The sequence below is a fragment of the Dyella caseinilytica genome, assembly GCF_016865235.1.
GTDB lineage: Bacteria > Pseudomonadota > Gammaproteobacteria > Xanthomonadales > Rhodanobacteraceae > Dyella_B > Dyella_B caseinilytica.
Genome location: NZ_CP064030.1, coordinates 400,608 through 426,495, shown reverse-complemented (window position 1 = coordinate 426,495; position 25,888 = coordinate 400,608). Strand labels below are relative to the sequence as shown.

Here is a 25,888-nt window from a genome sequence, read left to right as displayed (position 1 = left end):
GCTGACGATGGATTCCGGCCTTCGCCGGAGTGACGAGCAAAAGCAAAGCTACTGACAGGTTCTGTCACTGCCCCGATCTACATTCAAGCATCGCTTTCAGGATCACACGACCATGAAGAAATCCGACTTCGCCATCCTGGTCCTGCTGGGTGCCCTGTGGGGTGCATCGTTTCTGTTCATGCGCATGGGCGCAAGCCAGTTCGGCAGCATGGCGCTGGCCGGCATGCGGGCCATCGGCGCAGCAATTTGCTCGATTCCGCTGCTGGCTTCGCGCGAACGCCTGGCGGAATTGCGCGCCAATTGGTGGCCGGTCACGCTGATCGGGTTGAGCAATTCGGCACTGCCGTTCGTGCTGTTCTCGTACGCTGCCCAAAGCTTGCCAGCGGGCTTGTCTGCCATCTTTGACGCCATCGCGCCGTTGCTGGTCGCTGCATCCGGCTGGCTCTGGCTGGGCGAGAAGCTCAATGCATCACGCGCCTGCGGGCTGGTGATCGGCCTTGCGGGCGTGGTGTGGCTGATCGGCGGCAGCATGGGGTTTGGACATGGTGGCGCGCCGGTGGGTTGGGCGATGGCGGCGTGTGTGGGCGCCAATGTCTGCTACACCTTCGGAACCCATTACAGCCACCGTCGCATGCAGACCGTGACACCACTGACAGTCGCGATCGGCAGCCAGTTCGCCGCGGCAATCATGCTGCTGCCCTTCACCCTTTGGTTTTGGCCTGCCAAAGCGCCCGACGCGCAGGCATGGATCGCCATGCTCGGGCTTGCTGCCGGCTGCACCTCGTTGGCTTATGTCCTGTTCTACCGCCTGCTGGCCCACGTTGGCTCCGCGCGGGCAATGGCCGTGCTCTATCTGATTCCGGTGTTCGGGGTGATCTGGGGCGCCACCTTCCTGCGTGAGCCGGTCACCCTGGCGATGGCGGGCGGCTGTGTGGTGATCCTGCTGGGTATCGCCCTGACGACCGGCATGCTCCGCCTGCGTGGTGTAACCCGAGCATGGGGTACCGTCGAAAAGGCATAAGGGCCGCAGCGAAAGCTGCGCCATAATCCCCTTATGCCGCGCCAAGGCGCGACCCATGACGCTGGAGTTGGAATGCGTTCGTTTCGTTTTGGCGGGGTCGCCGCCACTTTGCTGGTTCTGATGACGTTGCTGTCGGGTGTCTCTGCAGCCTTTGCCCAGGACACCCAAAACCTGCTACCGGTGAACGAGGCCTACAAGCTCACGGCCGACAGCAGCACGCCCGGCGTGATCAAGCTGCACTGGGCTATCGCACAGGATTACTACCTCTATCGCGGCCGCATGAACTTCAAGGGTGGCGATGGCGTCACGCTGGGGACGGCGCAGCTGCCCGATGGCGAAAAGCACGACGATCCGTATCTGGGCCCGGTAGAGACCTACCATCACAGCGTCGACGCCACGATTCCCTACACGCTGGCGCCCGGCACGGCCACGATTGCGCTTACCGTGCGCTATCAGGGCTGCCATGAGACGGATCCCAAGATCTGCTATCCGCCACAGACTGCGCACCTCGACTTACCTGCTCCTGCTGCCGGGCCAAGCAACAAACTCAACGATCTGCTGAGCGCGCGCCCACAGTCGCTGGATAACAACGGCACGCCGCTGCCGGCCGAACAGGCTTTCCAGTTCAGCGCCATCGCACAGGACGCGCAACATTTGCTGCTGCGCTGGACGATGCCCAAGGGTTACTACCTGTATCGCGACCAGACCACGCTATCTGTCAAAGATGCACCGCAGCTTTCGCTGACGCCGTCGTGGCCCGCTGGCACGCTGCATCAGGATGCACACTTCGGCAACACCACGGTGTACTTCAATGAAGTGGATGTACCCGTATCGGTGCATGGCGATGCGTCGGGACTGAAAACGCTGACGTTGGTGGCCAGTTTCCAGGGTTGCCAGGATGCCGGCCTGTGCTATCCGCTGATGACGCGCCAGGCGAACATCGATGTCGTCCATGGCGGTACTGCGACCGGCGAGCCTGCGCAAAGTCCGGCTCCCGAGATGCCGCCTGCCGATGCAAAAGCTAGCGGGATGGGTACGAGCCTGTGGTATGCGCTACTGCTCGCCCTTGGTGGCGGTCTGATTCTCAATTTGATGCCCTGCGTGCTGCCGGTGCTTTCGATCAAGGCCATCGGTCTGCTGGAAAGTGGTGAGAATCCTGAGCGCCGCCGCACCCATGCCTTGATGTATACCGCGGGCGTGCTGGTCAGTTTTATCGTGCTGGGCTCGATCATCATCGCGCTCAAAACCGCGTGGGGCGCTCATCTGCAAAGTCCACTGGTGGTCGCCGTGCTGGCGCTGTTGATGCTGGCCGTGGCGCTGTCGATGTCGGGTGTTGTGCAATTCGGGGCTTCGCTGGGCAACACCGGTAGCTCGCTGGCGAACCGCTCAGGAGCCGCAGGCGACTTCTTTACTGGCGTGCTGGCTGTCGTCGTCGCCAGTCCATGCACCGCACCTTTCATGGGCACCGCGCTGGCGTATGCGTTCGTTGCGCCGATGCTGGATGCCTTGCTGGTTTTCGTAGCCCTGGGCCTCGGCCTGGCGCTGCCGTTCCTGGCCGTAGGATTTATCCCGGCAGTGTCGCGCCTGCTGCCACGCCCGGGACGCTGGATGGAAACGCTCAAGGAGGTGCTGGCGTTCCCGATGTATCTGACCGCTGCGTGGCTGGCATGGGTGCTGGCGCATCAGCGCGACGCCGATGCGGTGGGATTGCTGCTGATTGCAGCCGTACTGCTTGCGATGACGCTCTGGTGGTTTGAGCGGAGTCGCGGGCGCGGCGTCTTTAGCCGCCTGCTGGTTGTGCTGCTGGCCGCCATCACGCTGGCTCCGCTGTACTACCTCACGACGTTGCCGGCCACTGCACAAGTGGCCAGGGAAGACGGGGGCACGGTCGCCTATTCGCCAGAGAAGCTCGCTGAACTACGAAAGGCCGGCACACCCGTTTTCGTCGACATGACCGCCGACTGGTGCGTGACCTGCAAGGCAAACGAGCATGCCGTGCTCGACGGCGAAACGTTCCAGGCCCTGCTCAAGCGCACCGGCACTGTCTATATGAAAGGGGACTGGACCGACGTGAACCCCACCATCTCCGCCTTCCTGCAGGAATATCACTCGCCGGGCGTACCGCTTTATGTGGTTTTCCCAAAGAACGGCGGCCCAGGGAAGCAGTTGCCGACAGTGCTGACCTCGTCGTTGGTCGAAGAAGCGCTGACCGAGGCGTCGAAGTGATCTTTCTGGCGCAGCCCTATCCTCCCCTCACCCTGCTCGCAGGGGAGAGAGCGGTGCGCGCAACAACATGCTGAGTCGCGGCAATCTTTTCATCCTGGGTTTGGCGGTGCTTGCAGCGGTGGCGGGCGGCTGGCTGCAGCATCGAAGCCAGCAAGTGCGGGCGCCTGATGGCGTACATGTCGTGAACGTCGGCGATCTTCGTCCGGACCTTGCCCTTCTTGATCTGCAAGGGAAGGAACATCGGCTTTCCAAATTTCACGGCAAGCGGGTGCTGATCAATTTCTGGGCAAGCTGGTGTGTGCCCTGTCTGAAAGAAATGCCGGCTTTGAACGATGCACAACGGAAGTTCGCCGATCAGGGTGCCATCGTGCTGGGTATTGCCATGGATGATCCATCCCGGACACAGGCGTTTCTGGCAGCCCACCCCGTCGATTACCCGATCCTGCTGGGGGAATTAAGCTCACCCAGCACCTCGCTGCGCTTCGGCGACCTGGACGAGGTTCTGCCCTTCAGCGTATTGCTGGACGAACATGGGCAAGTGCTGGTTATCCATCGCGGCCCTCTCGACGCCGGACAACTGAACAAGTGGCTGTCCGCGGCAGCCGCGCCCTGATGCGGTTTCCGGGCCACATACGTCCACGCACGGTTTAGTCGGCGCTTCTCCTTCAAACATCGCCGAACTGCGTCGAACTGGACAACATCCACGGCAACGCGCACACTGCGCGCATTCCGAGGCGCCTGGGGGTAGGGGTGCTCTGACCAATTCTGCGTAGGTGGCATGATGTCCAGAAGGCTCTCAGGATGTGTTGCGCGGCACAGGGCAGACCGGCCGTCTGTTCAAGCCGCGCGGCGCAGGCTGAGAGCCTTCTGGACATCACCCCATCATTTGAAAGTAATACGTTGGGGCCAGTTCTGTCCGCCCGCATCCCTTCGGCCCATCGCCTCGACAGACGGCCAGTCTGCCTTCGCCGATGGTCCTGTGGCCTGCGGACGGACAGAACTGGTGACACCTGCGCAGAATTGGTCAGATCACCCCTAGAGCCCATCATGGCAAAGCTGTTGGTCCTGCATGGACCCAATCTCAACCTGCTTGGCGTGCGCGAACCGGAGATCTATGGCCGGGAAACGCTGGCCGATATCAACAACCAGTTGGCGCAACGTGCGCAGGCTGCGGGTCACGAGCTGACCTGGTATCAGTCCAATGCCGAGCACGAGCTGATCGGGCGCATCCACCAGGCCCGTGATGAGCAGGTCGCTTACATTCTGATCAACCCGGGCGCGTTTACGCATACCAGCGTCGCCCTGCGCGATGCGCTGGCTGCGGTGGCCATTCCGTTCATCGAAGCGCACATGAGCAATGTGCATGCCCGCGAGCCCTTCCGCCGGCACTCCTACCTGTCCGATCTGGCGGTGGGCGTGATCTGCGGCTTCGGCAGCGACAGCTACCGCTTAGGGCTGGACGCCGCGATGGCCAAACTTGAACCAAAGCCTGCCGGCTAGTTCGCCCATACCCCTTTCTTTCACTTTCCGGTCGCCAAGCTGCGGCCTCAGACCCTGAGAAGGCAAGACTTATGGATCTGCGCAAGATCAAAAAACTGATCGACCTGCTCGAGGAGTCCAACCTCGCCGAACTGGAAATCAAGGAGGGCGAAGAAGTCGTCCGCCTGTCGCGCGTTCCCAAGGGGACCGTTACGGTCGCCGCGCCGGCCGCCGTACATGTGCCGGCACCCGTCGCCGCACCAGCGGCGGCTCCGGTGGCAGCGCCCACCGAAGCCGTCAGCAGCCTGCCGGCCGGCCACGTGGTCAAGGCGCCGATGGTCGGCACCTTCTATGCCTCGGCCAGCCCGGGCGCACCGGCATTCGTGAAGGTCGGCCAGCAGGTAAAGGCCGGCGAGACGCTGGGCATCATCGAAGCGATGAAGATGTTCAATCAAATCGAGGCCGACGTAGGCGGCACCGTACAGGCCATCCTGATCGACAACGGTCAACCGGTGGAATTTGATCAACCGATGTTCGTGATCGCCTGAACGGCCTGACGACTATGCAGAAGCTCGAAAAGGTCGTTATCGCCAATCGCGGCGAAATCGCGTTGCGTATCCTGCGCGCATGTAACAGCCTCGGCATCAAAACCGTTGCTGTGCATTCGACCGCGGATCGCAATCTCAAGCACGTGGGACTGGCAGATGAATCCATCTGCATCGGTCCCGCGCCGTCGACCGACAGTTATCTCAACATTCCGCGCATCATTGCGGCGGCCGAAATCACCGACGCCAATGCGATTCATCCGGGTTACGGCTTCCTTGCCGAACGCGCGGATTTTGCCGAACAGGTGGAGCAATCGGGCTTCATTTTCATCGGCCCGACCGCCGATGTGATTCGCATGATGGGCGACAAGGTCCAGGCGATTCGCGCGATGAAGTCCGCAGGTGTGCCGTGCGTGCCTGGCTCGGGCGGTCCACTCGGCGACAACGTCGAAGAAAACATGCGCATTGCGCGCGAGATCGGCTATCCGGTCATCATCAAAGCCTCTGGCGGCGGCGGTGGCCGCGGCATGCGCGTGGTGCGCACCGAAGCGCATCTGGGCAATGCCATCACCATGACCAAGCAGGAAGCCAAAGCGGCATTCGGCAACGATCAGGTGTACATGGAGAAGTTTCTGGAGAATCCGCGCCACGTGGAAATCCAGGTACTGGCTGATGGCCAGGGCAACGCCATTCACCTGGGCGAACGCGATTGCTCGATGCAGCGCCGCCATCAGAAAGTGGTGGAAGAAGCGCCCGCTCCCGGCATCACCCCGGAACTGCGCGCGCAGATCGGCAAGGTGTGCGTGGATGCCTGTCTGCGTATCGGTTATCGCGGCGCCGGCACGTTCGAGTTCCTGTTCGAGAACGGTCAGTTCTACTTCATCGAAATGAACACGCGCATCCAGGTGGAACACCCGGTGACGGAACTGATCACCGGCGTGGATCTGGTGCGCGAGCAATTGCTCATCGCCGCTGGCGAAAAGCTCTCGATCAAGCAGGAAAACATCAAGATCCAGGGCCACGCGATCGAATGCCGCATCAACGCTGAAGATCCCGATACCTTCATGCCTTCACCTGGCACAGTGAAGCGCTTCGAAGCACCAGGCGGCCCTGGCGTGCGCGTGGATACGCATCTGTACGACGGTTACAAGATTCCGCCGAACTATGACTCGATGATCGGCAAGCTGATTGTGCACGGTCCGGATCGCGAAACAGCCATCGCACGCATGCGTCTGGCGCTGGCCGAAACGGTGATCGAAGGCGTGAAGTGCAATATCCCGTTGCAGCAACGCATCATGTCGGATGTGGGTTTCCAGCAGGGTGGACAGAACATCCACTATCTGGAAAAGCGCATGGCGGAGCATAAAGAGCATCCGCATAGCGGGCACTAGAATCATCAGCATCAGCACCTTTCACGATGCTAAATAAGGCCTCATCGTCATTCCGGCGAAGGCCGGAATCCATCGTCAAAGCGAAGCATGGATTCCGGCCTTCGCCGGAATGACGGCGTGGCATTGAGTGAACGTCATCGCAAGATTGACCCATCACCCTACCCTCTCCCCAAGAGGCGAGAGAAAATCGCCGTATCACGCTACTTCCCGGAACGCCGATGCCCTGGCTCGAACTCTCCCTAATCGCACGCGCCGAACAGCAACCTCGTGTGGAAGAAGCGCTGGACGATCTGGGCGCACTATCGATCACGCTGCAGGATGCCGATGCGGAAACGCCGGATGAGCAGGCCATCTTCGAACCCGGTGTGGGCGAGCTGCCGTTGTGGCCAACGATCACCTTGAACGCGCTGTTTGACGCTGACACCGATCGCCGCGGACTGACCGAGGCCTTGAGCGAACTCCTGCCCTGGCTCGAGCCCGATCAGATCAACTTCCGCGACGTCGCCGACGAAGACTGGGAACGCGCATGGATGGACCAATTCAAGCCGATGCCGTTCGGGCAGAGGCTGTGGATCTATCCGTGGAACATCGAGCCACCCGATGATGACAGCGTCGTGGTGCGCCTTGATCCGGGCCTGGCCTTCGGCAGCGGCACCCATCCCACGACCGCGCTATGCCTGGAATGGCTGGACGGCCAGAACCTTTCCGGTAAGCGCGTCGTCGACTATGGCTGCGGCTCTGGCATCCTGGCAATTGCTGCGCTCAAGCTGGGGGCCGCCTCGGCCATCGGCGTAGACAACGATCCGCAAGCCCTTACGGCTTCCGCAGACAATGCCGAGCGCAACAACGTTGCCGACCGACTGGCGCTGTTCCTGCCCGAGGATTTCATGCTTGAAGCCGCTCCTGCGCATCCTGCGCCCGCGGCACTAGCGCATCCATGCGCGTCGCCCGCTGATGTCTTCGTCGCCAACATCCTCGCAGGGCCGCTGGGCGAGCTTGCACCCACGTTTGCATCCGCCACAAAACCCGGTGCGCCGTTTGCGATCTCCGGCATCCTGCAAGGCCAGCAGGATGAATTGGTGGCGCGTTATGGCGAATGGTTCGAAGCATTGCGGGTGGATACGCGCGAAGATTGGGTACGTATCAGTGGCTGTCGCCGCAAGTGATCCGGCGAATGCTGCAGCCCTGCTAAGCTTGCTGAAGAGCTGCCCAAGCGCACCACATGTATACGCAATGCCCTGAATGTCTCTCCGTCTTTTCAGTCGATGCGCGCACCATTGCGCAGGCACACGGCTTTGTCATGTGCGGGCACTGCGGCGCGGGCTTCGACTGCATCAGTACGCTGGCCGAGCAACTGCCGCCTGAGCCCTTCAACGAACTGCCATCACACGAACCGGGCGTAGAACCACCGCGCCTTGAGTCGGTCGTCTACCGGCCACAGCCAGACGCGCCGCAAGCCACCCCGCAAGACGAGCCCCAGCGATCCATCGAGGACGAATTCGCCAGTCTCGTCGTCACGCCACGCTTCGCACGTGATCGCGACGTCGACAGGCCCCGGCGTTGGCCATGGGTGCTGGCTTGCTCGCTGTTGCTGCTCGGCTTGGCTGCGCAGCTTGCCTGGGCATTACGCGAGCCATTGATTTCCGATCCCAGCACAGGGCCGCTATTACGCGAGGCTTGCGCCATGTTGCAATGTCAACTGCCACCTGTACGCGACGTTGGAAAGCTGCGCTTGCTGGCACGTGATGTGCAAACGCACCCAACCGTGCCCGGGGCCCTGCTGATCAGCGCCACCTTGCGCAATGATGCTGCCTTCACACAGCCATGGCCGGTTGTCACCATCCGCCTGTCCGATGGGAATGGCAAAGTGATTGCCATGCGGCGTTTGAATCCTGACGAGTACCTGGACGACGCTGACACATTCCATCGCGGCCTTGCGCCCGGTGCCAATTCAGCCCTTGTCTTCGAAGTGGAAGATCCGGGGCATCAGGCCGTTGCCTTCGATCTTGGTTTCGAATAAGGCCGGCCCAGCTACGGACTCATCGTAGATAGACTCGCTTAGTGCCTGTTCGGCATAGGCTTATGATTTTTCTTGTCCGAAGGCTCTTAATTTTGTCGCGCGTCGCGAGTACACTCGGTCCCTCGCGCAAAAGAAAGATGGCGCGACTGCCGATCCGCCGCGAAAGCGGTAACTGCCATAAACATGGCGACGGCCCATGCAGCCGTTGCGTGAGTACGTGAGGGGAAATGTCCTTGAACGCCGTCAGATTGCCTGTCAACGAGGCTGTTCGCGAAACCTCGTCGCAGAGCGCACTGAGTGAATGCGTCAGCCGCACCGTACGCCGCTACCTTGCGGACATCGGTGATACGTCATGCGACGAAGGTCTGCATGCGCTTGTCATTCGCGAAGTCGAAGGACCGCTGTTGCGCGAAGTACTCGCATTCCACGACGGCAACCAGAGCCGCGCTGCCGCGGTGCTCGGCATCAATCGCGCCACCTTGCGCAAGAAGCTCGCCGCTCACGGCCTGCTCTGAAGCGCCACGCACTTCGCTTCATTTAGCCGTCCAAACACCACGTCATGACGCGCCCGGCCATGCAGGCCCGGGCGCGTTATAATATGCGGCTTTACAGCTCTGGAAGCCGCCATGCCCGCACCTGTCCTCACCCCTGTCCGCCGCGCCCTGATCAGCGTTTCGGACAAAACCGGGCTGATTGAACTGGGACGCCGGCTGGCGGCCGCGAAGGTGGAGCTGCTTTCCACCGGCGGCAGTGCCAAGGCCCTGCGGGAGGCCGGTATCGCGGTCAAAGATGTCAGTGATGTCACGGGTTTCCCGGAAATCATGGATGGCCGCGTCAAAACCCTGCATCCCAAGGTCCACGGCGGCCTGCTGGGCCGTCGCGGCACCGACGACAAGGTGATGGCCGAGCTGGACATCGCGCCGATCGATCTGCTGGTGCTGAATCTCTATCCATTCGAAGCGACCGTCGCCAAGCCGGACTGCACGCTGGAACAGGCCATCGAAAATATCGACATCGGCGGCCCGGCGATGCTGCGCTCCGCGGCGAAGAACTGGAATGATGTCGGCGTACTCACCTCGCCCGATCAATACGACGAAGCGCTTGCCGAAATCGAACAAAGCGGTGGCCTCAGCCGCGCTACGCGCTTCAAGCTTGCCGTTGCCGCGTTCAATCGCGTGTCGAACTACGACGGTGCGATCAGCGATTACCTCTCGGGCCTGCAGCTCAACGACACGCAGGACACCATCGCCGGCCACGATGCCTTCCCCGGCCAGATGAACAGCCGCTTCGTGAAACTGATGGATCTGCGCTACGGCGAAAATCCGCATCAGCAGGCTGCGTTCTATCGAGACCTGTATCCGGCACCGGGCACGCTCGCCACGTTCCGTCAGCTGCAAGGCAAGGAACTGTCGTTCAACAACATCGCCGATTCCGATGCAGCCTGGGAATGCGTGCGCAGCTTTAGCAAGCCGGCATGCGTCATCGTCAAGCATGCCAATCCGTGCGGCGTCGCGGTAAGCCTGGACGGCATCGGCCGTGCTTACGATCTTGCTTACCAGACCGACCCCACCTCCGCGTTTGGCGGCATCATCGCCTTCAATCGCGAGGTCGACGGCGCGACCGCACGCGCCATCGTCGAACGCCAGTTTGTGGAAGTGGTACTGGCTCCGGGTTATGCCGATGATGCACTGAAAGCTTTCGCCAAGAAGACCAATGTGCGCGTGCTGGAAATCCCGTTGCCCGCCGATGGCGAACTCGGCAAGGCGCATCCTGGCAACGACAGTCGCCGCGTGGGCTCAGGCCTGCTGATCCAGACGGCCGACCGCGGCATGGTCACCGCACAGGATCTGAAGATCGTTACGCGCCGCGCACCGACCGAAGCAGAGATCAACGATTTGATCTTCGCCTGGAAAGTCGCCAAGTACGTCAAAAGCAACGCCATCGTCTACGCCCGCGATCGCCAGACCATTGGCATCGGCGCCGGCCAGATGAGTCGCGTCTACAGCGCGCGCATTGCAGGCATCAAGGCTGCGGATGAAAAGCTGGAAGTGCGTGGTTCGGTGATGGCATCCGATGCGTTCTTCCCATTCCGCGATGGCATCGATGCAGCTGCGGCGGCGGGTATTCGTGCAGTGATTCAGCCTGGTGGCTCGATGCGTGATGCCGAGGTGATTGCGGCTGCCGATGAGCACGATATGGCCATGGTGTTCACCGGGATGCGTCACTTCCGTCATTGATGCCGATCCTGTGCAGCCGCTGATCAGCGCTTAACTTCAGCCCTGTGTACCGTCTTCCCGGCGAAGGCCGGGATGACGGACGTTGAAACACGGAAGAAGGTTTCAGCAGCATCAATCAGCCGCAGCGATCTCCGCCGCCGTCGATGCGGCCTTGCGCTTGTTGACGCCCGCACGCTGCGCATAACGTCGCGCCAGCACTGCACACGTCATCAACTGCATCTGATGGAACAGCATCAGTGGCAACACGATCATGCCGATCGCATGCGCCGGAAACAGAACGTTCGCCATCGGCACACCACTGGCAAGGCTCTTCTTCGAGCCGCAGAACACGATGGTGATTTCATCTTCGTGATCAAAGCCGAGCGCCCTTGATCCATAGCGCGTGATCAGCAAGATGCAGGCCAGCAACACTGCATTGATGACCAGCAGACCACCCAGCACCGACAGCGGCAACTGCTTCCACAAACCTTGCAGCACCGCCGCACTGAAAGCGGTGTACACCACCAGCAAGATCGAACCCTGATCCACCAGGCCGACCAGCGGACGATGACGCTGCACCCAGCCGCCAATCCAGCGCTGTGCGACCTGGCCCAGCACGAACGGCACGAACAGCTGCAATACGATCTCGCCCACCGAACGCCATGACATCGCGCCTGCGCCATGCGCCTGCAACACCAGCCCCGTCAATAACGGCGTGATGACGATGCCAAGCAGGCTGGAGGCAGAGGCCGAACACACCGCTGCGGAAACGTTGCCACGCGCGATCGACGTAAACGCAATCGATGACTGCACCGTCGAAGGCAAGGTGCACAGGAACAGGATGCCCACATACAGCGATGGGGTCACCAAGGGCACCAGCACCGGCTTCAGCAGCATTCCCAGGATGGGGAACAACACAAAGGTGCTGGCCAGTACGGTGAGATGCAGGCGCCAATTGGTGAGACCGGAGACCACCGCTTCGCGCGAGAGCTTCGCCCCGTGCAGGAAGAACAACAGGGCGATGGCCAGATCGGTCAGCCCGTCGAACACATGAGCAACCGAACCGCGGCATGGCAACAGGCTGGCCGTGATCACCGTCGCGATCAGGCAGAGCGTGAAGTTGTCAGGCAGGAAGCGGCGCAGTGGCATGGCGTATAGGCCGGCAGGCGGCGATCAGACAGTTGGGATGGGCGTATTTCACTGCTACTCTATTGATAATTCAAATAGTTTTATTTAATAGATTGATTCAATATGAGCATGAATATCAGCCTGCGCCAACTGCGTGCCTTCCTGGCTGTGGCACGGCAGCGCCATTTCCGCCGTGCCGCCGAATACCTGCATCTCAGCCAGCCCGCCGTGAGCCGTCATATCGCCGAACTGGAGGCTGAACTGGGCGTGCGCTTATTCGATCGCACCACCCGCGAAGTCGTCCCCACCGAGACAGGTCGTTATCTGGAGAGCGCCATCGAACGGGTGCTGGATGAACTCGAAGGCGTGCTCGGCCACGTGCATTCGGAAGGCGAGCGGCGGCGCGGCAAGGTGCGGATTGCCTCGGTACCAACCTTGTCGGCCAGCCTGATGCCGCTTTGTATTGCCGATTGCGCGCGCGAATACCCGGAACTGACTATCCAATTGCACGATCAGGCGCAGACGCTGGTACTGGACAGCGTGCGCGGCGGCGAAGTGGATTTCGGCATCGCCATCGACCCGCCGGAAGCGGGCGACTTCGATTGCGAGACCATCATGCGGGATCCGTTCTGCCTGGTCTGCCCGCCCGATCATCCGTTGGCCGCATTGAAAACGGTCCCGTGGAAAAAACTGCAGGACCAGCCGCTGGTGTTGCTGGACTACTCCTCGGGCAGCCGACGTCTGATCGATCTGGCTTTGCACAAGCATGGCGTCAACGCGATGGTCGTGCAGCAAACCGGCCACACGCATACCGCATTTCGCATGGTCGAGGCTGGACTCGGCATCACTATCACGCCCGTACTCTCCTCACCGCCATCTTCATTGGCCGTGCGCCCTCTCACGCCGATGGAGCACCGCACCGTCATGCTGATCCACCGCCGGCAACGCTCACTGTCGCCGTTGGCCAGCCTGGTTTGGAATCGACTGCGCGAACTCAGCACCAACAATCAGCTCACTTCGTATTGAGCGCAGCATCGTTAATATCGCCCTGCTCATGAGGAGAACCCGTCATGCGTTACGAGCTTTACTACTGGAGCGGTGTCCAGGGCCGCGGTGAATTCGTGCGCCTGGCGCTGGAAGATGCCGGCGCCGATTACGTTGACGTTGCCCGCAAACGCGGTGACAACGCCATGATGCCGTTTCTGCGCGGCAAGCAGGAGGGCGCACTGCCCTTCGCACCACCGTTTCTCAAGGCCGGTCGCATGGTGATCGCGCAAACTGCCACCATTCTCGCTTACCTGGGACCGCGTCTTGGCCTGGTCCTCGGCGGCCTTTCAGCAGAAATCTACGCACAGCAATTACAAGCCACGGTCACCGACTTCATGGCCGAGATCCACGATACGCATCATCCGGTCGCAGCAAATCTGTACTACGAAGAGCAGCGCCCTGCTGCACGTAAACGCACACAAGCTTTCCGCGAAGAACGCCTGCCGAAATTTCTCGGCTACTTCGAAAATGTGCTTACGCGCGGCAATGGCAGACAGGCTCTATCGCGTCACTCGTATGTCGATCTTTCGTTATTCCAACTGGTCAGCGGACTCGACTACGCTTTCCCCAACGCGATGAAACGCATGCAAAGCCGCATTCCCCATTTGCGTGCGCTGGCCGAGCGTATTGCGGAACGTCCGAATATCGCTGCCTATCTCGCATCGCCGCGACGGATTCCGTTCAATGAAGACGGAGTATTTCGTCATTATCCGGAGCTTGATCCTGCGCGTTAGAACGGCTTTCAACGGAAGAACTGCGAGTCAAATGGTGACTCGCACGCGAAGCTTCATCTTGCTTCGCCGGAATGACGGTGAGGCAAAGGCAATCATCACAACCAGCACGTAAACCTAAAAGAAGGCGATCACCAGCGAGCCCGCCACGATCAACACACCACCAATCAGCACGGGCCAGCTCGGCTTTTCGCCCAGCACGAGCAAGCCCAGCACAATCGCGATGGCCACGCTCAATTTGTCGATCGGCGCCACCTTGGTGATCGGCCCAAGCTGCAGCGCCCGGTAGTAGCACAGCCACGAAAGTCCGGTTGCCACACCGGACAACACCAGAAACATCCAGCTATGCCACGGCAAGCCCGAAGGCTTAGCCCACTCGGCACGCAGACTGAGGATGCCCGCCGTCACCGCGAGGATCACCACGGTGCGAATGAAGGTGGCGAGATTGGAATTGATGCCCGCCACACCAAGCTTGCCGAACAGCGCCGTAAGCGCTGCGAAGAACGCCGACCCCAGGGCGAACAGCAACCAGCTTTCGCGCAGGTTCATGCACGCTCCCGGGAGGCAGGCAGAAAGGGATCAGGAACCGCTGTCTTCCGACGAGGATGCCGAGGCCGGCTTGCTGCCACCCCACTGCATGATCTTGTACATCACCGGCTTGATCGGAGGCTGCCCATTCTGACCCGTGACACGACCGTCCGGATCCACGTTGTAGATCTGTTGCGGACCAAACTTCGGGGTCACCACCACCATGTAGACCTTGCCGTTCGACCGGTACTCCTGAATGGTGTTATCGCCCTCCTTGCGCACGCTCACATCGGGCGCGTCGTCACCATTGGCGTCCTTACTCGCCGGTGCGCCCGGCACGCTGGGCATCGGGATCGGCTTGCCGGCCATATGACTGGGTTCCAGTTCGGCGGGGCTCGACGCCGGCAAAGCGGTGCTCGACTCTGGCGCGGGCGGCGGCGCCTTGGAGGGGTCCACACCCGGGTCATTCATGCCGGGCGGCGGTGGGGCGGGAGCGAAATGCGGCGGCGCGGATGAGGAGGAGGAAGAGGTCTGCGCAAAAACCGGCGCCACGGCCAGGACAGCAAGGGCATAGAGACAGGCAGCGTGTTTCATGTCAGACACCTCATCAGGGCCTCAAAGCATAACAGCGCAAGGTTCGCCGGGCGGTGAATGGTTGAAGCACTGTCTCACGAACGCCAGATGTTGTATTTCCCGCCCCGTACGCTGCGTTCCCTTAGAATCCCCGGCATGCCAAACCTTACGCTGATCGACGGCTCCTCCTATCTCTTCCGCGCCTTCCACGCGCTGCCGCCATTGAGCAACGCCCAGGGCGAACCCACCGGTGCCCTGTTCGGTGTGGTCAACATGCTGCGCTCCACACTCAAGGCCAAGCCTGATTACGTCGCATTTGTCAGCGATGCCTCGGGGCCGACGTTCCGCAACGTGCTGTACGACAAGTACAAGGCGAACCGTCCACCAATGCCGGACGAACTGCGCGCGCAGATCGAGCCGATGCTGGCGATCGTCAGCGCACTGGGTTTTCCCATCCTGCGAGTCAGCGGCGTGGAAGCCGATGACGTGATCGGCACATTGGCGACGCAAGCACACGAACAAGGTATCGATGTGCTGATCTCCACCGGTGACAAGGATCTGGCACAGCTGGTGCGTCCCGGTATCACGCTGATCAATACGATGACCAACAGCACCATGGATCCCGCCGGTGTGATGGAAAAATTCGGCGTGAAGCCGGAGCAGATCATCGATTTCCTCAGCCTCACCGGCGACACCGTCGACAACGTTCCCGGCGTCACCAAATGCGGACCCAAGACCGCCGCCAAGTGGCTGGCCGAATACCATTCGCTGGATGGCGTGATCGCTCACGCCGACAAGATCGGCGGCAAGATTGGCGAATATCTGCGCGAGGCGCTGCCTTCCTTGCCGCTGTCACGCGAGCTCGTCACCATCAAGACCGATGTACCGCTAGACAAGACCGTCACAGACCTCACGCTGCGCTCACGCGATACGGACACCTTGCGCGATTTGTTCACACGCTACGAATTCAAGGCGGCGCTGAAGGAAATGGATAATGCTGTCGCGAACACTGTCGCGCCCGCACCCACATCCACAAACACCACACCGGCGCCCCCTGCCCACACCGATACCTCCGCGGCGTCGGTGGAACTCAGCGGTGAAGGCCAATACGAACTCGTCACCACCCAGGCGCAATTCGATAGCTGGCTTGCACGCCTTCACGACGCACCGCTGATCGCTTTCGACACCGAAACCACCAGCGTTGATTCCATGCAGGCGGACATCGTCGGCCTTAGCCTTTCGATTCAACCGGGCTACGCCTGCTACATCCCTCTTACGCACGACTATCCAGGCGTGCCGGCGCAATTGCCGCGCGACAAGGTGCTCGCGGCGTTGAAGCCGATGCTTGAAGATCCCCGGCGTCCGAAGGTGGGGCAACATGCCAAGTACGACATGAACATCCTGTCGCACTACGGCATCGCCGTGCAGGGTCTGAAGCATGACACCATGTTGGAATCCTACGTGTGGAACGCAACCGCCACGCGTCATGACATGGATTCGCTGGCCAGGAAATACCTCGGCTACGAAACCGTGAAATACGAGGAAGTCGCCGGCAAGGGCGCCAAGCAGATTTCGTTCTCGCAGGTCGATCTCGACACCGCTTGCCGCTATGCCGCCGAGGATGCCGACGTCACCTTGCGCCTGCACCACGCACTCTGGCCGTTGCTGGAAGGCGAGCCGAAACTGCTGAAGGTCTATGAAGACATCGAAATTCCGCTGATACCTGTGCTGGCCAGCATGGAACAACATGGCGTGCTGATCGACGTAGACGAACTACGCCGGCAAAGCCAGCACCTGGGCAAGCGCATGCACGAATTGCAACAGGAAGCGTGGCGGTCGGCCGGACGCGAGTTCAATCTCGACTCGCCCAAGCAGTTGCAAGTCATCCTGTTCGACGAACTCGGCCTGCCAGCGAAACTGAAAACACCCACTGGCCAGCCCTCCACCAACGAAGAAGCAATGGAAGCGATCGCTGACGATCATGCGTTGCCGCGTCTGATCCTCGATTATCGCGGCCTCGCCAAGTTGCGCTCGACCTATACCGAGAAACTGGCCGAGATCGTCAATCCGCGCACCGGCCGTGTGCACACCAGCTATCACCAGGGTGCAGTCGCCACCGGACGTATTTCCTCCACCGATCCGAACCTGCAAAACATTCCCGTGCGCACCGAGGAAGGCCGTCGCATCCGCCAGGCGTTCGTCGCGCCGAAAGGCTGGATGGTGATGGCCGCGGACTATTCGCAGATCGAGCTGCGTATCATGGCGCACCTATCCGGTGATGAAGGCCTGGTGCGCGCCTTCCAGGAAGGCGGCGATATCCATCGCGCCACCGCTGCGGAAGTGTTCGGCCTCGATCCCGCTGACGTCACCAGCAATCAGCGTCGCGCCGCGAAAGCGATCAACTTTGGCCTGATGTACGGCATGAGCGCATTCGGGCTCGCGCGCCAGCTGGGTGTTGATCGTGGTGAAGCCAGTGATTACATGGCGCGTTACTTCTCGCGCTATCCGGGCGTGCATGCGTTTATGGAAGCCACGCGTGAACGCGCACATCGCGACGGCTATGTCGAAACGCTATTTGGCCGCCGTTTGTATCTGGAGAACCTCAGTGCACGCAATCAGGCGTTGCGTGCCGGCGCCGAGCGCGCGGCTGTCAACGCCCCGATGCAAGGCACCGCTGCCGACATCATCAAGCGCGCCATGATTTCCGTAGCCGATTGGCTGAAAGATCGCGACGACGCTCACATGCTGATGCAGGTGCACGATGAACTGGTGTTCGAGGTGCGTGCCGATGCGATCGATACCGTGCGCGACGCGGTGCGCGAACGCATGTCGGGCGCGGCCAAGTTGCATGTGCCGCTGATTGTGGATGTCGGTGTCGGCAAGAATTGGGACGAGGCGCACTAACTTTTCTGTAAAACGGCTTGAAGGAGCAAGGCCATGAATGATCGTCGCCCGCAGTATTGGTTTCCGGCCAAACGCTATGGCTGGGGTTGGGGTTTACCCTCTTGCTGGCAAGGCTGGGCTGTTCTGCTGGTCTACGTGGCAGGACTGGCCGTGATGATCCCGCTTATAACGGCGCGTGCTGGCAAACCCGACGCCTTCCTGTTTGCAGGCGCCATCACTGTCTTGCTGCTTTATGTGGTCTACAAGAAAGGCGAACCGCCAGGCTGGCACTGGGGCGACTGAGTTATTTAGACGTCTAAACTGAGACGTCCGTATGCCAAAGGTCACGCATGCGTGTCACGCAGATGAATAGTGGCTGACCAGTTCCGAATTTTCATACCGAACCGTGCAACTTTTGCGCTCAGGCGCACTCTAATCCTTCGGATGCACGCAACGGCATCCTCCGGCGCCCCACCTCCCTGGGTCGCCAATCCGGAATCGGACCTCTCCCCTGGGTTCCGATTCCCCGGCCCCGAGGACTCCCCCTAAGTTCTCGGGGCTTTTTTTTGCCTACGCACCGGCCCAAGTCTTTTCTTGCCCTGCGTCAGGACATGGGGCGACCCAGCCGTTAGGATAGCGTTATAGGGATGGCCGCTGCCCGCCCGCCACCCACGCAAAGAGTTCCTCTGCAGTGTCCATCAAAGGGAAAGCTACCTCTTTCGACATCGCCCACCTGACCGGGGTTTCGCAATCCACGGTGTCACGCGCCTTGCGCGACAGCCCTCTGGTCAGCGAGGAAACCCGTCGTCGGATCAGGGAGGCCGCCGAGCAGCTCAACTATAAAGTCGACAAGAACGCGTCGAACCTTCGTTCTCAGCATTCGGGCACGCTGGCCCTGCTGCTGTTCGAAGATCCCACGGCAGATGACTCGCACATCAACCCGTTCTTCCTGTCCATGCTCGGCTCGATCACCCGGGCCTGCGCCCTGCGCGGCTACGACTTGCTGATTTCGTTCCAGCAGCTTTCCTACGACTGGCATGCCGACTACGCCGATACCAAGAAGGCGGACGGCATCATCCTGCTTGGCTACGGCGACTACCTGGCCTACCTGGACAAGCTGCAGAAACTGGTGGCCCAGGGCACGCGGTCCATCCGCTGGGGCGCCGTACTGCCGGACCAGCCGGACGTGTCCATCGGCTGTGACAACTATCAGGGCGGCCAGGCCATCGCCACGCATCTGCTGGAGCAAGGATGCAGACGCATCGCGTTCCTTGGCGACGCGTCCAGCCATTACCCGGAATTCTTCGAACGCTACCGTGGTTACGCCGCGACGCTGCAACAGGCCGGCATCACCATGGATCCCGCGCTGCAGGTGGATGCTGCCGAAAGCACCGAACAAGCAGGTTATAACGCGCTGGAAACGTTGCTCGAACGTGCCGAACCTTTCGACGCCGTCTTCGCTGCCAGCGACTTGATCGCCATCGGCGCCATGCGCGCATTGGCCGACCACAACATCAAGGTGCCCGAGCAAGTCGCCGTAGCAGGCTTCGACGATATCCCGATGGCCCGCTTCCTCAATCCACCGCTGACCACGGTGCTGCAAGACACCAAACTGGCCGGCGAGACTCTGGTCGACAACCTGCTGTGCCTGATCCGCAACGAACCCGTGGAAACGCACCTGCTGCCGGTGAAGCTGGTGGTGCGGCGTTCCAGCCAGTTCTCCCAGCCTGCCGACCACGTTTAGAGAGCCGCGCTAGCCCGCCGCCCCTTGCAGCTTCCCGCGGCCTCGATTCGATCGAACCTTTGGTTCGCGCCAGTTCCTTCACGGAAGCCCCTTCGTCATGACCGGCGGGGGTCGAACCATTGTGCGGGCGACACCGATGACCCGCCCTAGGAAACTAACCCGCCCGGCTGACATCTCTACCATGTGTCGATTTACGGACATGTGCTTCGTCGTCCCATCAGAGAACCAGAAAAGCACGTTCTCCATCCGAATTCACACCGTCATCACCCTCATGGAGGAAGACCATGTACGTTCAGCCTTATCTGTTCTTCAACGGTCGCTGCGAAGAAGCTATCCAGTATTACCAGAAGCATCTGGATGCAAAGCTCAACATGCAGATGCGCTACAAGGAAGCGCCACCAGGCGACAGCATGGCAGCCAAGGCGAACGGCGAGCACATCATGTACTGCAACTTCACCGTCGGTGATTCCGTGATGATGGCGTCGGATGATTGCGTTAATCCCGACGTCAAATTCCAGGGCTTTTCGCTCTCGCTCACCGTCAAGGATGTCGCTGAGGCCGATCGCGTGTTTGCGGCGCTGGCCGATGGCGGCCAAGTGCATTGCGCGCTGACCAAGACGTTCTTTTCACCGTATTTTGGCATGGTGGCTGATCGATTCGGCATCAACTGGATGGTCATTATTCCGCAGTAACAGCGCGCGCACGAACAGGAGAGCCCACCATGCGATTTATGATGTTGATGTTGCCTGCCGGCCAATGCACCGCCGCACCCGATGCCAGGCCCAGCGCCGAAGCCGTTGCAAAAATGATGCGCTTCAACAAATCGCTGCAGGAAGCTGGCGTCTTGCTGGCGCTCGATGGACTGCACCCACCATCAGCCGGGGTGCGCGTCAATCTGGAGCAAGGCAAGGTGAAAGTTGCCGATGGTCCCTTCGCCGAAGCCAAGGAAGTGGTCGGCGGCTATTGGATGATCGATGTCAGCTCGCGCGACGAAGCCGTCGCCTGGGCATCGCGCTGTCCGTTCTCGCCAGGCGACACCATCGAAATACGCCAGGTGTTCGAGATGGCCGATTTTCCGGCCGATGTGCAGGAAGCAGCGGAAGGCTTCCAGGATCCGCGGCAGACGGCCGCCTGATGGGACCTTTGTCGCTTGCGTCGCGTGCGGGCAAGTGCTGTGATCGATCGCCATGACGGCTCCCGACATCCATCGCGCGATCGACGCAGTCTGGCGCATCGAATCGGCACGGCTTATCGCTGGTCTCGCACGCATGGTGCGCGACGTGGGGCTGGCCGAGGAACTGGCGCAGGATGCGCTAGTCGCCGCCCTGGAGCGCTGGCCCGAGAACGGCATCCCGGACAATCCCGGCGCCTGGTTGATGACCGCAGCCAAGCACCGCGCCATCGACCAGTTGCGCCGCAAGAAACTGATCGAACGTAAGCATGAAGCCCTTGCCCACGAACCGGAGTTCGAAGCCACGGATGAACGGCTGGAGCTGGAAACCATGCTCGATGACGACATTGGCGACGATCTGCTGCGACTGATCTTCACCGCCTGCCATCCGGTACTTTCTGCCGAAGCACGCGCGGCGTTGACGCTGCGCCTGCTCGGCGGCCTCACCACGGATGAAATCGCGCGCGCCTTTCTCGTTCCCGAACCCACCATCGCGCAACGCATCGTTCGCGCCAAGCGCATGTTGGCCGACAAGCAGATCCCGTTCGAGGTACCGCGCGGCGAAGAACGCGACGAACGGCTCGCGTCGGTGCTGGAAGTCATCTATCTGATCTTCAACGAAGGCTACGCCGCTACATCCGGTGACGACTGGATGCGGCCTGAGCTATGCAGCGAAGCCATGCGTCTTGGACGCATACTCGCCGGCCTCGCGCCGCTGGAACCCGAAGTGCTCGGACTGCTGGCGCTGATGGAAATCCAAGCCTCACGCCTGCGTGCACGCACCACGCCGACAGGCGAACCCATCCTGTTACCAGACCAAGACCGCAGCCGCTGGGATCCATTGCTGATCCGGCGTGGACTGGCCGCGCTGGATCGCATCGGACGACTCGGCGGCGCCAATGGCCCCTATGCCCTGCAAGCAGCCATAGCAGCCTGTCACGCGCGCGCACGCGTCGTGGAAGAAACCGACTGGGCACGTATCGCCGCGCTCTATGCCGGACTTGCCAGCATCATGCCTTCGCCCGTGGTCGAACTAAACCGGGCTGTCGCTGTTGCGATGGCCTCTGGCCCAGCCGAAGGTCTCGCGTTGGTTGATGCACTCGCCGACGAACCGCTGCTACGCAACTATCACTTGCTACCCAGCGTGCGTGGCGATTTGTTGAGCCGCCTGCAACGCCATGACGAGGCACGTAGCGAATTCGAGCGTGCTGCGTCGCTGGCACGCAATGCGAGGGAACGGCATTTACTGCAGCAACGTGCTGCGGCTTGTGCGCAGGCTTCAGACTCGGCGTAATGATTAGGTTGTGGCTCGCTCGGTGTGAGCGAGCTGCGCATTTCGTGCGTGCTCCGCTTTCGGTTTTGCATGTCGTAGGTTGGGACATTGCCTGCGAAATGCACAACGAAGCGACCAAACACATCTGGCTACATTGCGCCAACTCAACTCACCACATGCGTATATCAACCTTCGCCAGCGGGCTCACTGACTCGCAAAACACTCAACCCCGCCACCAACAAACTTACCCCACCCAGCACCAACGCATAAATCGGCTGCCCATGAAAAAACACCCGCAACAGCACACCTAACACGCTGGCAGCGAGCAACTGCGGAATCACGATGAAGAAATTGAAGATGCCCATGTACACACCCATCTTCTCCGCCGGCAAGTTGTCTGACAGCAGCGCATAGGGCAGCGAGAGAATGGAAGCCCAGGCAAAACCCACACCCACCATAGGCAGCAACAGCCAATCCGGATCGCGGATCAGCAGGAAGGCCACCAGGCCCGCGCCACCCAGCCACAGGTTGATCAGATGGCTGATGCGAAGGCCCCAGCGGCGCACCATCAACGGAATCACCAACGCGGCCAGCGCCGCAAAACCGTTGTAGGCCGCAAAGAGCACGCCCACCCAGTTCGCGCCATTGTTGTAGGCCGCCGAGTGCGGATCGGTGCTGCTGAAGTGCACCTGCGCCACGCCTGCCGTGGTGTAGATCCACATGGCAAACATCGCAAACCAGGAGAAGAATTGCACCCACGCCAAGCGCCGCATCGCCGGCGGCATAGTGTGCAGATCCGTCATCACCTGGGCGAACATGCCCTTTTGCCGGGTTACGCCGAGCCAAAGTTGCGATAGGCCAAAAGCCATCACACCGCCTGCCAGCAGATAGAGCTCGTGCTCAAGATGGTAGCCATACACCAGAAAAACACCGATGAGGCCGACCAGCAGCCATAGCACGCCGTGCTTCAGCGCGCCCGAACGATTCACTGCTGCATCGGTGTGAACCACGGCATCATCGAATGTGCGCAGCTGGTCCGGTGGGTATTCGCGCGTCGAGCATACCGTCCAAAGCACGGAGCCAAGCAGTACTGCGCCACCGATATAAAACGCATCGCGCACCGTATCGGGAATGCCGCCGGGACCTGCGACGTTGCTTACACCAAAATGCGCGAGCAGATAAGGAAGCAACGAAGCGACGACCGCGCCCACACCGATGAAAAAGCTCTGCATGGCGTAGCCGAGCGGCCGCTGTGTCGTCGGCAATTGATCGCCGACAAAGGCGCGGAAAGGTTCCATCGATACGTTGATGGACGCATCCATCATCCACAGCAACGTTGCAGCAACCCATAACGCTTGCGAGTTTGGCATCCACAACAGCGCCAACGTGGTCAGCAACGCGCCAGCCAGAAAATACGGACGGCGGCGCCCCAACCTGCCCCAGGTGCGGTCCGACGCGTAACCGATCAGCGGTTGCACGATCAGCCCCGTCAGCGGTGCCGCGATCCACAATACAGGGATGTCGCCGACGGCAGCGCCAAGCGTCTGGAAGATGCGGCTGACATTGGCGTTCTGCAAAGCAAAGGCGAACTGGATACCCAGGAAGCCAAAGCACATATTCCAGATCTGCCAGAACGAAAGCGCAGGCTTGCGTGTCATGGCGTCCTCGTTGTCGGCGCGATCAGCAGGTCGCCGACACGGGCGTCATTGAGCGGTCCATCGACGCCGCCTTTGCCGCCGGTGTAATGCGCAAAGTGGCTCAGGTCGCTCATATTGAAGCCTTGCTGCAGCGTAAAGCGGCACTTTGCTCCAGCCTTCACGGTCACGATGCCGTAGGTCGACAACTGATCGCCGAGGCTATGCGGCATCACGATCGGTACGCGTTGCGACGTGTTGTCGTCGCAGTCCATCACCAGCATCTTGACGGCAGCGGTAACGCCCGTCTCGATCGGTCCGTGGTTGTTCTCGTACCGAAGCGCAACGCGATAACGCCCTGTCGACGGCACCGTCCATGGGCGCGGCCAATCATCCCCGATAGCCGTCGGATCCCCCGCGCACACAACGGCGCTATGCAGCGATTCGATCCCCTGCTTACCTTTGCGCGTGGCGCTGACACAGGGCGGCATGCCCCCTTGCGCGATATAGGTACTGCCATCGACATCGCCGATACGCTGGCCGTCGGCATAAAGCACCACTTTGCCATCGACTTGCACCCGCCAGCCGCGACTGTCAGCGGTCACGGTCGGCGCAGCAGGTGCAGCAGGCGCGTAGAGCGGCGCATCGACGGGCAATGGCATGGCAGGCGCATTGATGGCCTTCAATGTCACTACGGTTTCTGCATTGCGCTGGCTGGTCTTCTCGGCGACAAGCAAGTTGCCCGTCAGTTTGCGGGGGCGCAGCAAGGTAATACGGCGATCCGGCATCTGCAGGCTGATGCTGTCTTGGTCACCGAACAGCATGGGTACCAGGGACACCGGAAGCTTGGGCTCCACCCGGCCATCATCGGTGAGGCCGAACACGCCTTCGCTCACCACATCCAGATACGCCGCTACCGACCACAACTGACGAGGCGAATCCACCACCGGGCCGCTGAGCTTGCCGTCGTCGACATGCGTGGATTGCGTGAGCAGCTCATAGTTCTCCATGTTGGAGCCGGACAAGGCTGCGCCGCGCATCACCGAGCGCAATTCGTGCGCAATGCGATTGGGATCGTTGACTTCTCGCGCTGCGCGCAAGGCATACGCGCTGACGAACGGCCAGATGGCACGGTTGTGATAGATCGGCTGATCAGCGCGTTCGGGCCAGATCACCGGACTGCCAGTCGTCCAGGTCGGATAGTGCGCCAGCGCTTCGCGCGCGCGATCGCCGTCGGCCACACCGCTGGTAATGGCCAGTGCCGTACCGAGCAGGTCGTAGGTGTCATAAGGCGTGCCATCGCCGCCGATGTAGCTCATGTACATGCCGCGATCCGCACGCCAGAAACGCGCATTGACCGCTGCCTTTAGCGACGCCGCCTGCTCCGCATAACCTTTTGACCTTGCCGCGTCACCGTGTTCACCAGCCAGCCGCGAGGCGAGCTGCAAGGCCTGGTAATGCAGCACATTGGTCGATAGTGCGTACGACTGCGCAATGAAAACAACATTGTCCGTCGTCCACGCCGGATAGGTTTGCTGACGCCAATCCAGAAACGAAGTCTCTCCGCGATACAAACCAAAATCAGGATCAAATACGTATTCGCGATCCTGCGCCAGCGTGTCGTTGAGCGCGCGATAGACGTCTTCGGCAAATGCTTTGTCGTCCAGCAGATGCTGGGCACCAAGAAACCACACGATGCGATCGGTACTGATCGGCCAGCTTCCGCCTGATCCGGTGTCCTGCATCACATACAAGCCAGGAGGCAACGAAGAATCGCGCACGCCGGACAATTTGAAATTCAGACCATTGCGGGCACGCAGCGGATCGAATTTCCACAACCCCAGGTCGATCGAATAAGACAGATCACGCGTCCACACGTACGGCCACTTGGCGCCGGTCTGAAAGCAGGTGCAGGGAATGGGCTGGCCATGATCGAACGCACCGTCGCGGATGGTTGTCACCGAATCCTGCGTGAGTTCATCCTGCGCCAGGGCAAACAATCCATCGAACATCGGACTGGCGGTGTCTGCCTGCATGCGTTGCGCACCGATATCCCGCGTACCGAAGGGACCGGTCAGCGTGAAATGTCCGTTCGCCTGCGCCGTCATGCGCGCTTGTTCGTTGCGCCAGGGAATCTGGTTCGACCAGGTGTCTGCCCCGGCGGCCAGGGCTGCCATCATCACCACACTCAGCATGCGCACTCCACCTTTGGATACACCCACCCAACCCTCTGGGTTATGTCACGACGTCGGGCAACACACACGCTGCAGCCGCAGCA

23 protein-coding genes are annotated in these 25,888 nt (G+C 60.9%); 18 read left to right on the top strand and 5 right to left on the bottom strand.

Annotated elements, in window-relative coordinates; translation table 11 throughout:
• Positions 1 to 112: 112 nt before the first annotated feature.
• The 10 genes from ISN74_RS01800 to purH all read left to right on the top strand — a co-directional run bounded on the left by ISN74_RS01800 (position 113) and on the right by purH (position 10,919).
• Positions 113 to 1,021: a DMT family transporter gene (locus tag ISN74_RS01800; protein ID WP_188796804.1), complete on the top strand. Its 909-nt coding sequence runs from the start codon at positions 113 to 115 to the stop codon at positions 1,019 to 1,021.
• A gap of 72 nt (positions 1,022 to 1,093) precedes the next feature.
• Complete coding sequence (locus tag ISN74_RS01795) at positions 1,094 to 3,247, top strand: protein-disulfide reductase DsbD family protein (protein WP_188796802.1); 2,154 nt, start codon at positions 1,094 to 1,096, stop codon at positions 3,245 to 3,247.
• 181 nt (positions 3,248 to 3,428) lie between these two features.
• On the top strand, positions 3,429 to 3,860 hold the full coding sequence (locus ISN74_RS01790) for a TlpA disulfide reductase family protein (protein WP_338032607.1): 432 nt from the start codon (positions 3,429 to 3,431) through the stop codon (positions 3,858 to 3,860).
• A gap of 434 nt (positions 3,861 to 4,294) precedes the next feature.
• Positions 4,295 to 4,747, top strand: a complete 453-nt coding sequence (gene aroQ, locus ISN74_RS01785; RefSeq protein ID WP_188796798.1) for a type II 3-dehydroquinate dehydratase — start codon at positions 4,295 to 4,297, stop codon at positions 4,745 to 4,747.
• A gap of 71 nt (positions 4,748 to 4,818) precedes the next feature.
• Positions 4,819 to 5,274, top strand: a complete 456-nt coding sequence (accB, locus tag ISN74_RS01780) for an acetyl-CoA carboxylase biotin carboxyl carrier protein (RefSeq protein ID WP_188796796.1) — start codon at positions 4,819 to 4,821, stop codon at positions 5,272 to 5,274.
• A 14-nt stretch (positions 5,275 to 5,288) separates the two neighbouring features.
• Positions 5,289 to 6,662, top strand: coding sequence for an acetyl-CoA carboxylase biotin carboxylase subunit (gene accC / locus ISN74_RS01775; protein WP_188796794.1), 1,374 nt, complete (start codon positions 5,289 to 5,291; stop codon positions 6,660 to 6,662).
• A 218-nt stretch (positions 6,663 to 6,880) separates the two neighbouring features.
• Positions 6,881 to 7,828: a 50S ribosomal protein L11 methyltransferase gene (gene prmA, locus ISN74_RS01770; RefSeq protein WP_188796793.1), complete on the top strand. Its 948-nt coding sequence runs from the start codon at positions 6,881 to 6,883 to the stop codon at positions 7,826 to 7,828.
• A gap of 56 nt (positions 7,829 to 7,884) precedes the next feature.
• Entirely contained in the window at positions 7,885 to 8,682 is a 798-nt protein-coding gene (locus ISN74_RS01765) for a zinc-ribbon and DUF3426 domain-containing protein (protein ID WP_188796791.1), read from the top strand.
• 227 nt (positions 8,683 to 8,909) lie between these two features.
• A complete protein-coding gene (locus ISN74_RS01760) occupies positions 8,910 to 9,197 on the top strand; it encodes a helix-turn-helix domain-containing protein (protein WP_188796789.1) in 288 nt (95 codons plus the stop codon).
• A gap of 111 nt (positions 9,198 to 9,308) precedes the next feature.
• The gene (purH, locus tag ISN74_RS01755) at positions 9,309 to 10,919 is read left to right on the top strand and encodes a bifunctional phosphoribosylaminoimidazolecarboxamide formyltransferase/IMP cyclohydrolase (RefSeq protein WP_188796787.1); all 1,611 of its coding nucleotides are present in this window, start codon (positions 9,309 to 9,311) and stop codon (positions 10,917 to 10,919) included.
• Between the two features lie 111 nt (positions 10,920 to 11,030).
• On the opposite strand, the gene ISN74_RS01750 is transcribed toward purH, so the two are convergent.
• Entirely contained in the window at positions 11,031 to 12,047 is a 1,017-nt protein-coding gene (locus tag ISN74_RS01750; protein WP_188796786.1) for a bile acid:sodium symporter family protein, read from the bottom strand.
• A gap of 102 nt (positions 12,048 to 12,149) precedes the next feature.
• Here ISN74_RS01750 and ISN74_RS01745 point away from each other — a divergent pair, with 102 nt between their 5' ends.
• On the top strand, positions 12,150 to 13,052 hold the full coding sequence (locus tag ISN74_RS01745; protein ID WP_229678937.1) for a LysR family transcriptional regulator: 903 nt from the start codon (positions 12,150 to 12,152) through the stop codon (positions 13,050 to 13,052).
• 44 nt (positions 13,053 to 13,096) lie between these two features.
• Complete coding sequence (locus tag ISN74_RS01740; RefSeq protein WP_188796784.1) at positions 13,097 to 13,807, top strand: glutathione S-transferase; 711 nt, start codon at positions 13,097 to 13,099, stop codon at positions 13,805 to 13,807.
• A 114-nt stretch (positions 13,808 to 13,921) separates the two neighbouring features.
• Here the strand turns inward: ISN74_RS01740 and ISN74_RS01735 are convergent, their stop codons facing one another.
• Positions 13,922 to 14,353, bottom strand: coding sequence for an EamA family transporter (locus tag ISN74_RS01735; RefSeq protein ID WP_188796782.1), 432 nt, complete (start codon positions 14,351 to 14,353; stop codon positions 13,922 to 13,924).
• Positions 14,354 to 14,383: 30 nt separating this feature from the next.
• Entirely contained in the window at positions 14,384 to 14,926 is a 543-nt protein-coding gene (locus ISN74_RS01730) for a DUF2782 domain-containing protein (protein WP_229678935.1), read from the bottom strand.
• A 135-nt stretch (positions 14,927 to 15,061) separates the two neighbouring features.
• Between ISN74_RS01730 and polA the strand changes: the two genes are divergently transcribed.
• The 6 genes from polA to ISN74_RS01700 all read left to right on the top strand — a co-directional run bounded on the left by polA (position 15,062) and on the right by ISN74_RS01700 (position 21,997).
• Positions 15,062 to 17,809, top strand: a complete 2,748-nt coding sequence (gene polA / locus ISN74_RS01725; protein ID WP_188796780.1) for a DNA polymerase I — start codon at positions 15,062 to 15,064, stop codon at positions 17,807 to 17,809.
• A 33-nt stretch (positions 17,810 to 17,842) separates the two neighbouring features.
• A complete protein-coding gene (locus tag ISN74_RS01720; RefSeq protein ID WP_188796778.1) occupies positions 17,843 to 18,091 on the top strand; it encodes a hypothetical protein in 249 nt (82 codons plus the stop codon).
• 388 nt (positions 18,092 to 18,479) lie between these two features.
• Complete coding sequence (locus tag ISN74_RS01715; RefSeq protein ID WP_203546684.1) at positions 18,480 to 19,532, top strand: LacI family DNA-binding transcriptional regulator; 1,053 nt, start codon at positions 18,480 to 18,482, stop codon at positions 19,530 to 19,532.
• A 284-nt stretch (positions 19,533 to 19,816) separates the two neighbouring features.
• Positions 19,817 to 20,224 (top strand): VOC family protein, encoded by a 408-nt coding sequence (locus tag ISN74_RS01710; protein WP_188796776.1) that lies wholly within the window; start codon positions 19,817 to 19,819, stop codon positions 20,222 to 20,224.
• Between the two features lie 29 nt (positions 20,225 to 20,253).
• Positions 20,254 to 20,667 (top strand): YciI family protein, encoded by a 414-nt coding sequence (locus tag ISN74_RS01705; protein WP_188796774.1) that lies wholly within the window; start codon positions 20,254 to 20,256, stop codon positions 20,665 to 20,667.
• Positions 20,668 to 20,719: 52 nt separating this feature from the next.
• Positions 20,720 to 21,997 (top strand): RNA polymerase sigma factor, encoded by a 1,278-nt coding sequence (locus tag ISN74_RS01700; protein ID WP_188796772.1) that lies wholly within the window; start codon positions 20,720 to 20,722, stop codon positions 21,995 to 21,997.
• 164 nt (positions 21,998 to 22,161) lie between these two features.
• Here ISN74_RS01700 and ISN74_RS01695 read toward each other — a convergent pair whose 3' ends face one another.
• Together ISN74_RS01695 and ISN74_RS01690 are read right to left on the bottom strand one after the other, a co-directional pair.
• Positions 22,162 to 23,634, bottom strand: a complete 1,473-nt coding sequence (locus tag ISN74_RS01695; RefSeq protein ID WP_188796771.1) for an MFS transporter — start codon at positions 23,632 to 23,634, stop codon at positions 22,162 to 22,164.
• Positions 23,631 to 25,805: an MGH1-like glycoside hydrolase domain-containing protein gene (locus tag ISN74_RS01690; protein ID WP_188796769.1), complete on the bottom strand. Its 2,175-nt coding sequence runs from the start codon at positions 25,803 to 25,805 to the stop codon at positions 23,631 to 23,633. The genes ISN74_RS01695 and ISN74_RS01690 overlap by 4 nt, the downstream gene beginning before the upstream one ends.
• Positions 25,806 to 25,888: the final 83 nt, after the last annotated feature.

Coding starts and splice junctions, on each gene's coding strand:
- ISN74_RS01800 (WP_188796804.1), top strand. CDS start 113: ATGAAGAAATCCGACTTCGCCATCCTGGTCCTGCTGGGTGCCCTGTGG.
- ISN74_RS01720 (WP_188796778.1), top strand. CDS start 17,843: ATGAATGATCGTCGCCCGCAGTATTGGTTTCCGGCCAAACGCTATGGC.
- aroQ (WP_188796798.1), top strand. CDS start 4,295: ATGGCAAAGCTGTTGGTCCTGCATGGACCCAATCTCAACCTGCTTGGC.
- polA (WP_188796780.1), top strand. CDS start 15,062: ATGCCAAACCTTACGCTGATCGACGGCTCCTCCTATCTCTTCCGCGCC.
- ISN74_RS01735 (WP_188796782.1), bottom strand. CDS start 14,353: ATGAACCTGCGCGAAAGCTGGTTGCTGTTCGCCCTGGGGTCGGCGTTC.
- ISN74_RS01750 (WP_188796786.1), bottom strand. CDS start 12,047: ATGCCACTGCGCCGCTTCCTGCCTGACAACTTCACGCTCTGCCTGATC.
- ISN74_RS01695 (WP_188796771.1), bottom strand. CDS start 23,634: ATGACACGCAAGCCTGCGCTTTCGTTCTGGCAGATCTGGAATATGTGC.
- prmA (WP_188796793.1), top strand. CDS start 6,881: ATGCCCTGGCTCGAACTCTCCCTAATCGCACGCGCCGAACAGCAACCT.
- ISN74_RS01710 (WP_188796776.1), top strand. CDS start 19,817: ATGTACGTTCAGCCTTATCTGTTCTTCAACGGTCGCTGCGAAGAAGCT.
- ISN74_RS01745 (WP_229678937.1), top strand. CDS start 12,150: ATGAGCATGAATATCAGCCTGCGCCAACTGCGTGCCTTCCTGGCTGTG.
- ISN74_RS01740 (WP_188796784.1), top strand. CDS start 13,097: ATGCGTTACGAGCTTTACTACTGGAGCGGTGTCCAGGGCCGCGGTGAA.
- accB (WP_188796796.1), top strand. CDS start 4,819: ATGGATCTGCGCAAGATCAAAAAACTGATCGACCTGCTCGAGGAGTCC.
- ISN74_RS01760 (WP_188796789.1), top strand. CDS start 8,910: ATGTCCTTGAACGCCGTCAGATTGCCTGTCAACGAGGCTGTTCGCGAA.
- ISN74_RS01765 (WP_188796791.1), top strand. CDS start 7,885: ATGTATACGCAATGCCCTGAATGTCTCTCCGTCTTTTCAGTCGATGCG.
- accC (WP_188796794.1), top strand. CDS start 5,289: ATGCAGAAGCTCGAAAAGGTCGTTATCGCCAATCGCGGCGAAATCGCG.
- ISN74_RS01690 (WP_188796769.1), bottom strand. CDS start 25,805: ATGCTGAGTGTGGTGATGATGGCAGCCCTGGCCGCCGGGGCAGACACC.
- ISN74_RS01795 (WP_188796802.1), top strand. CDS start 1,094: ATGCGTTCGTTTCGTTTTGGCGGGGTCGCCGCCACTTTGCTGGTTCTG.
- ISN74_RS01705 (WP_188796774.1), top strand. CDS start 20,254: ATGCGATTTATGATGTTGATGTTGCCTGCCGGCCAATGCACCGCCGCA.
- ISN74_RS01700 (WP_188796772.1), top strand. CDS start 20,720: ATGACGGCTCCCGACATCCATCGCGCGATCGACGCAGTCTGGCGCATC.
- ISN74_RS01730 (WP_229678935.1), bottom strand. CDS start 14,926: ATGAAACACGCTGCCTGTCTCTATGCCCTTGCTGTCCTGGCCGTGGCG.
- purH (WP_188796787.1), top strand. CDS start 9,309: ATGCCCGCACCTGTCCTCACCCCTGTCCGCCGCGCCCTGATCAGCGTT.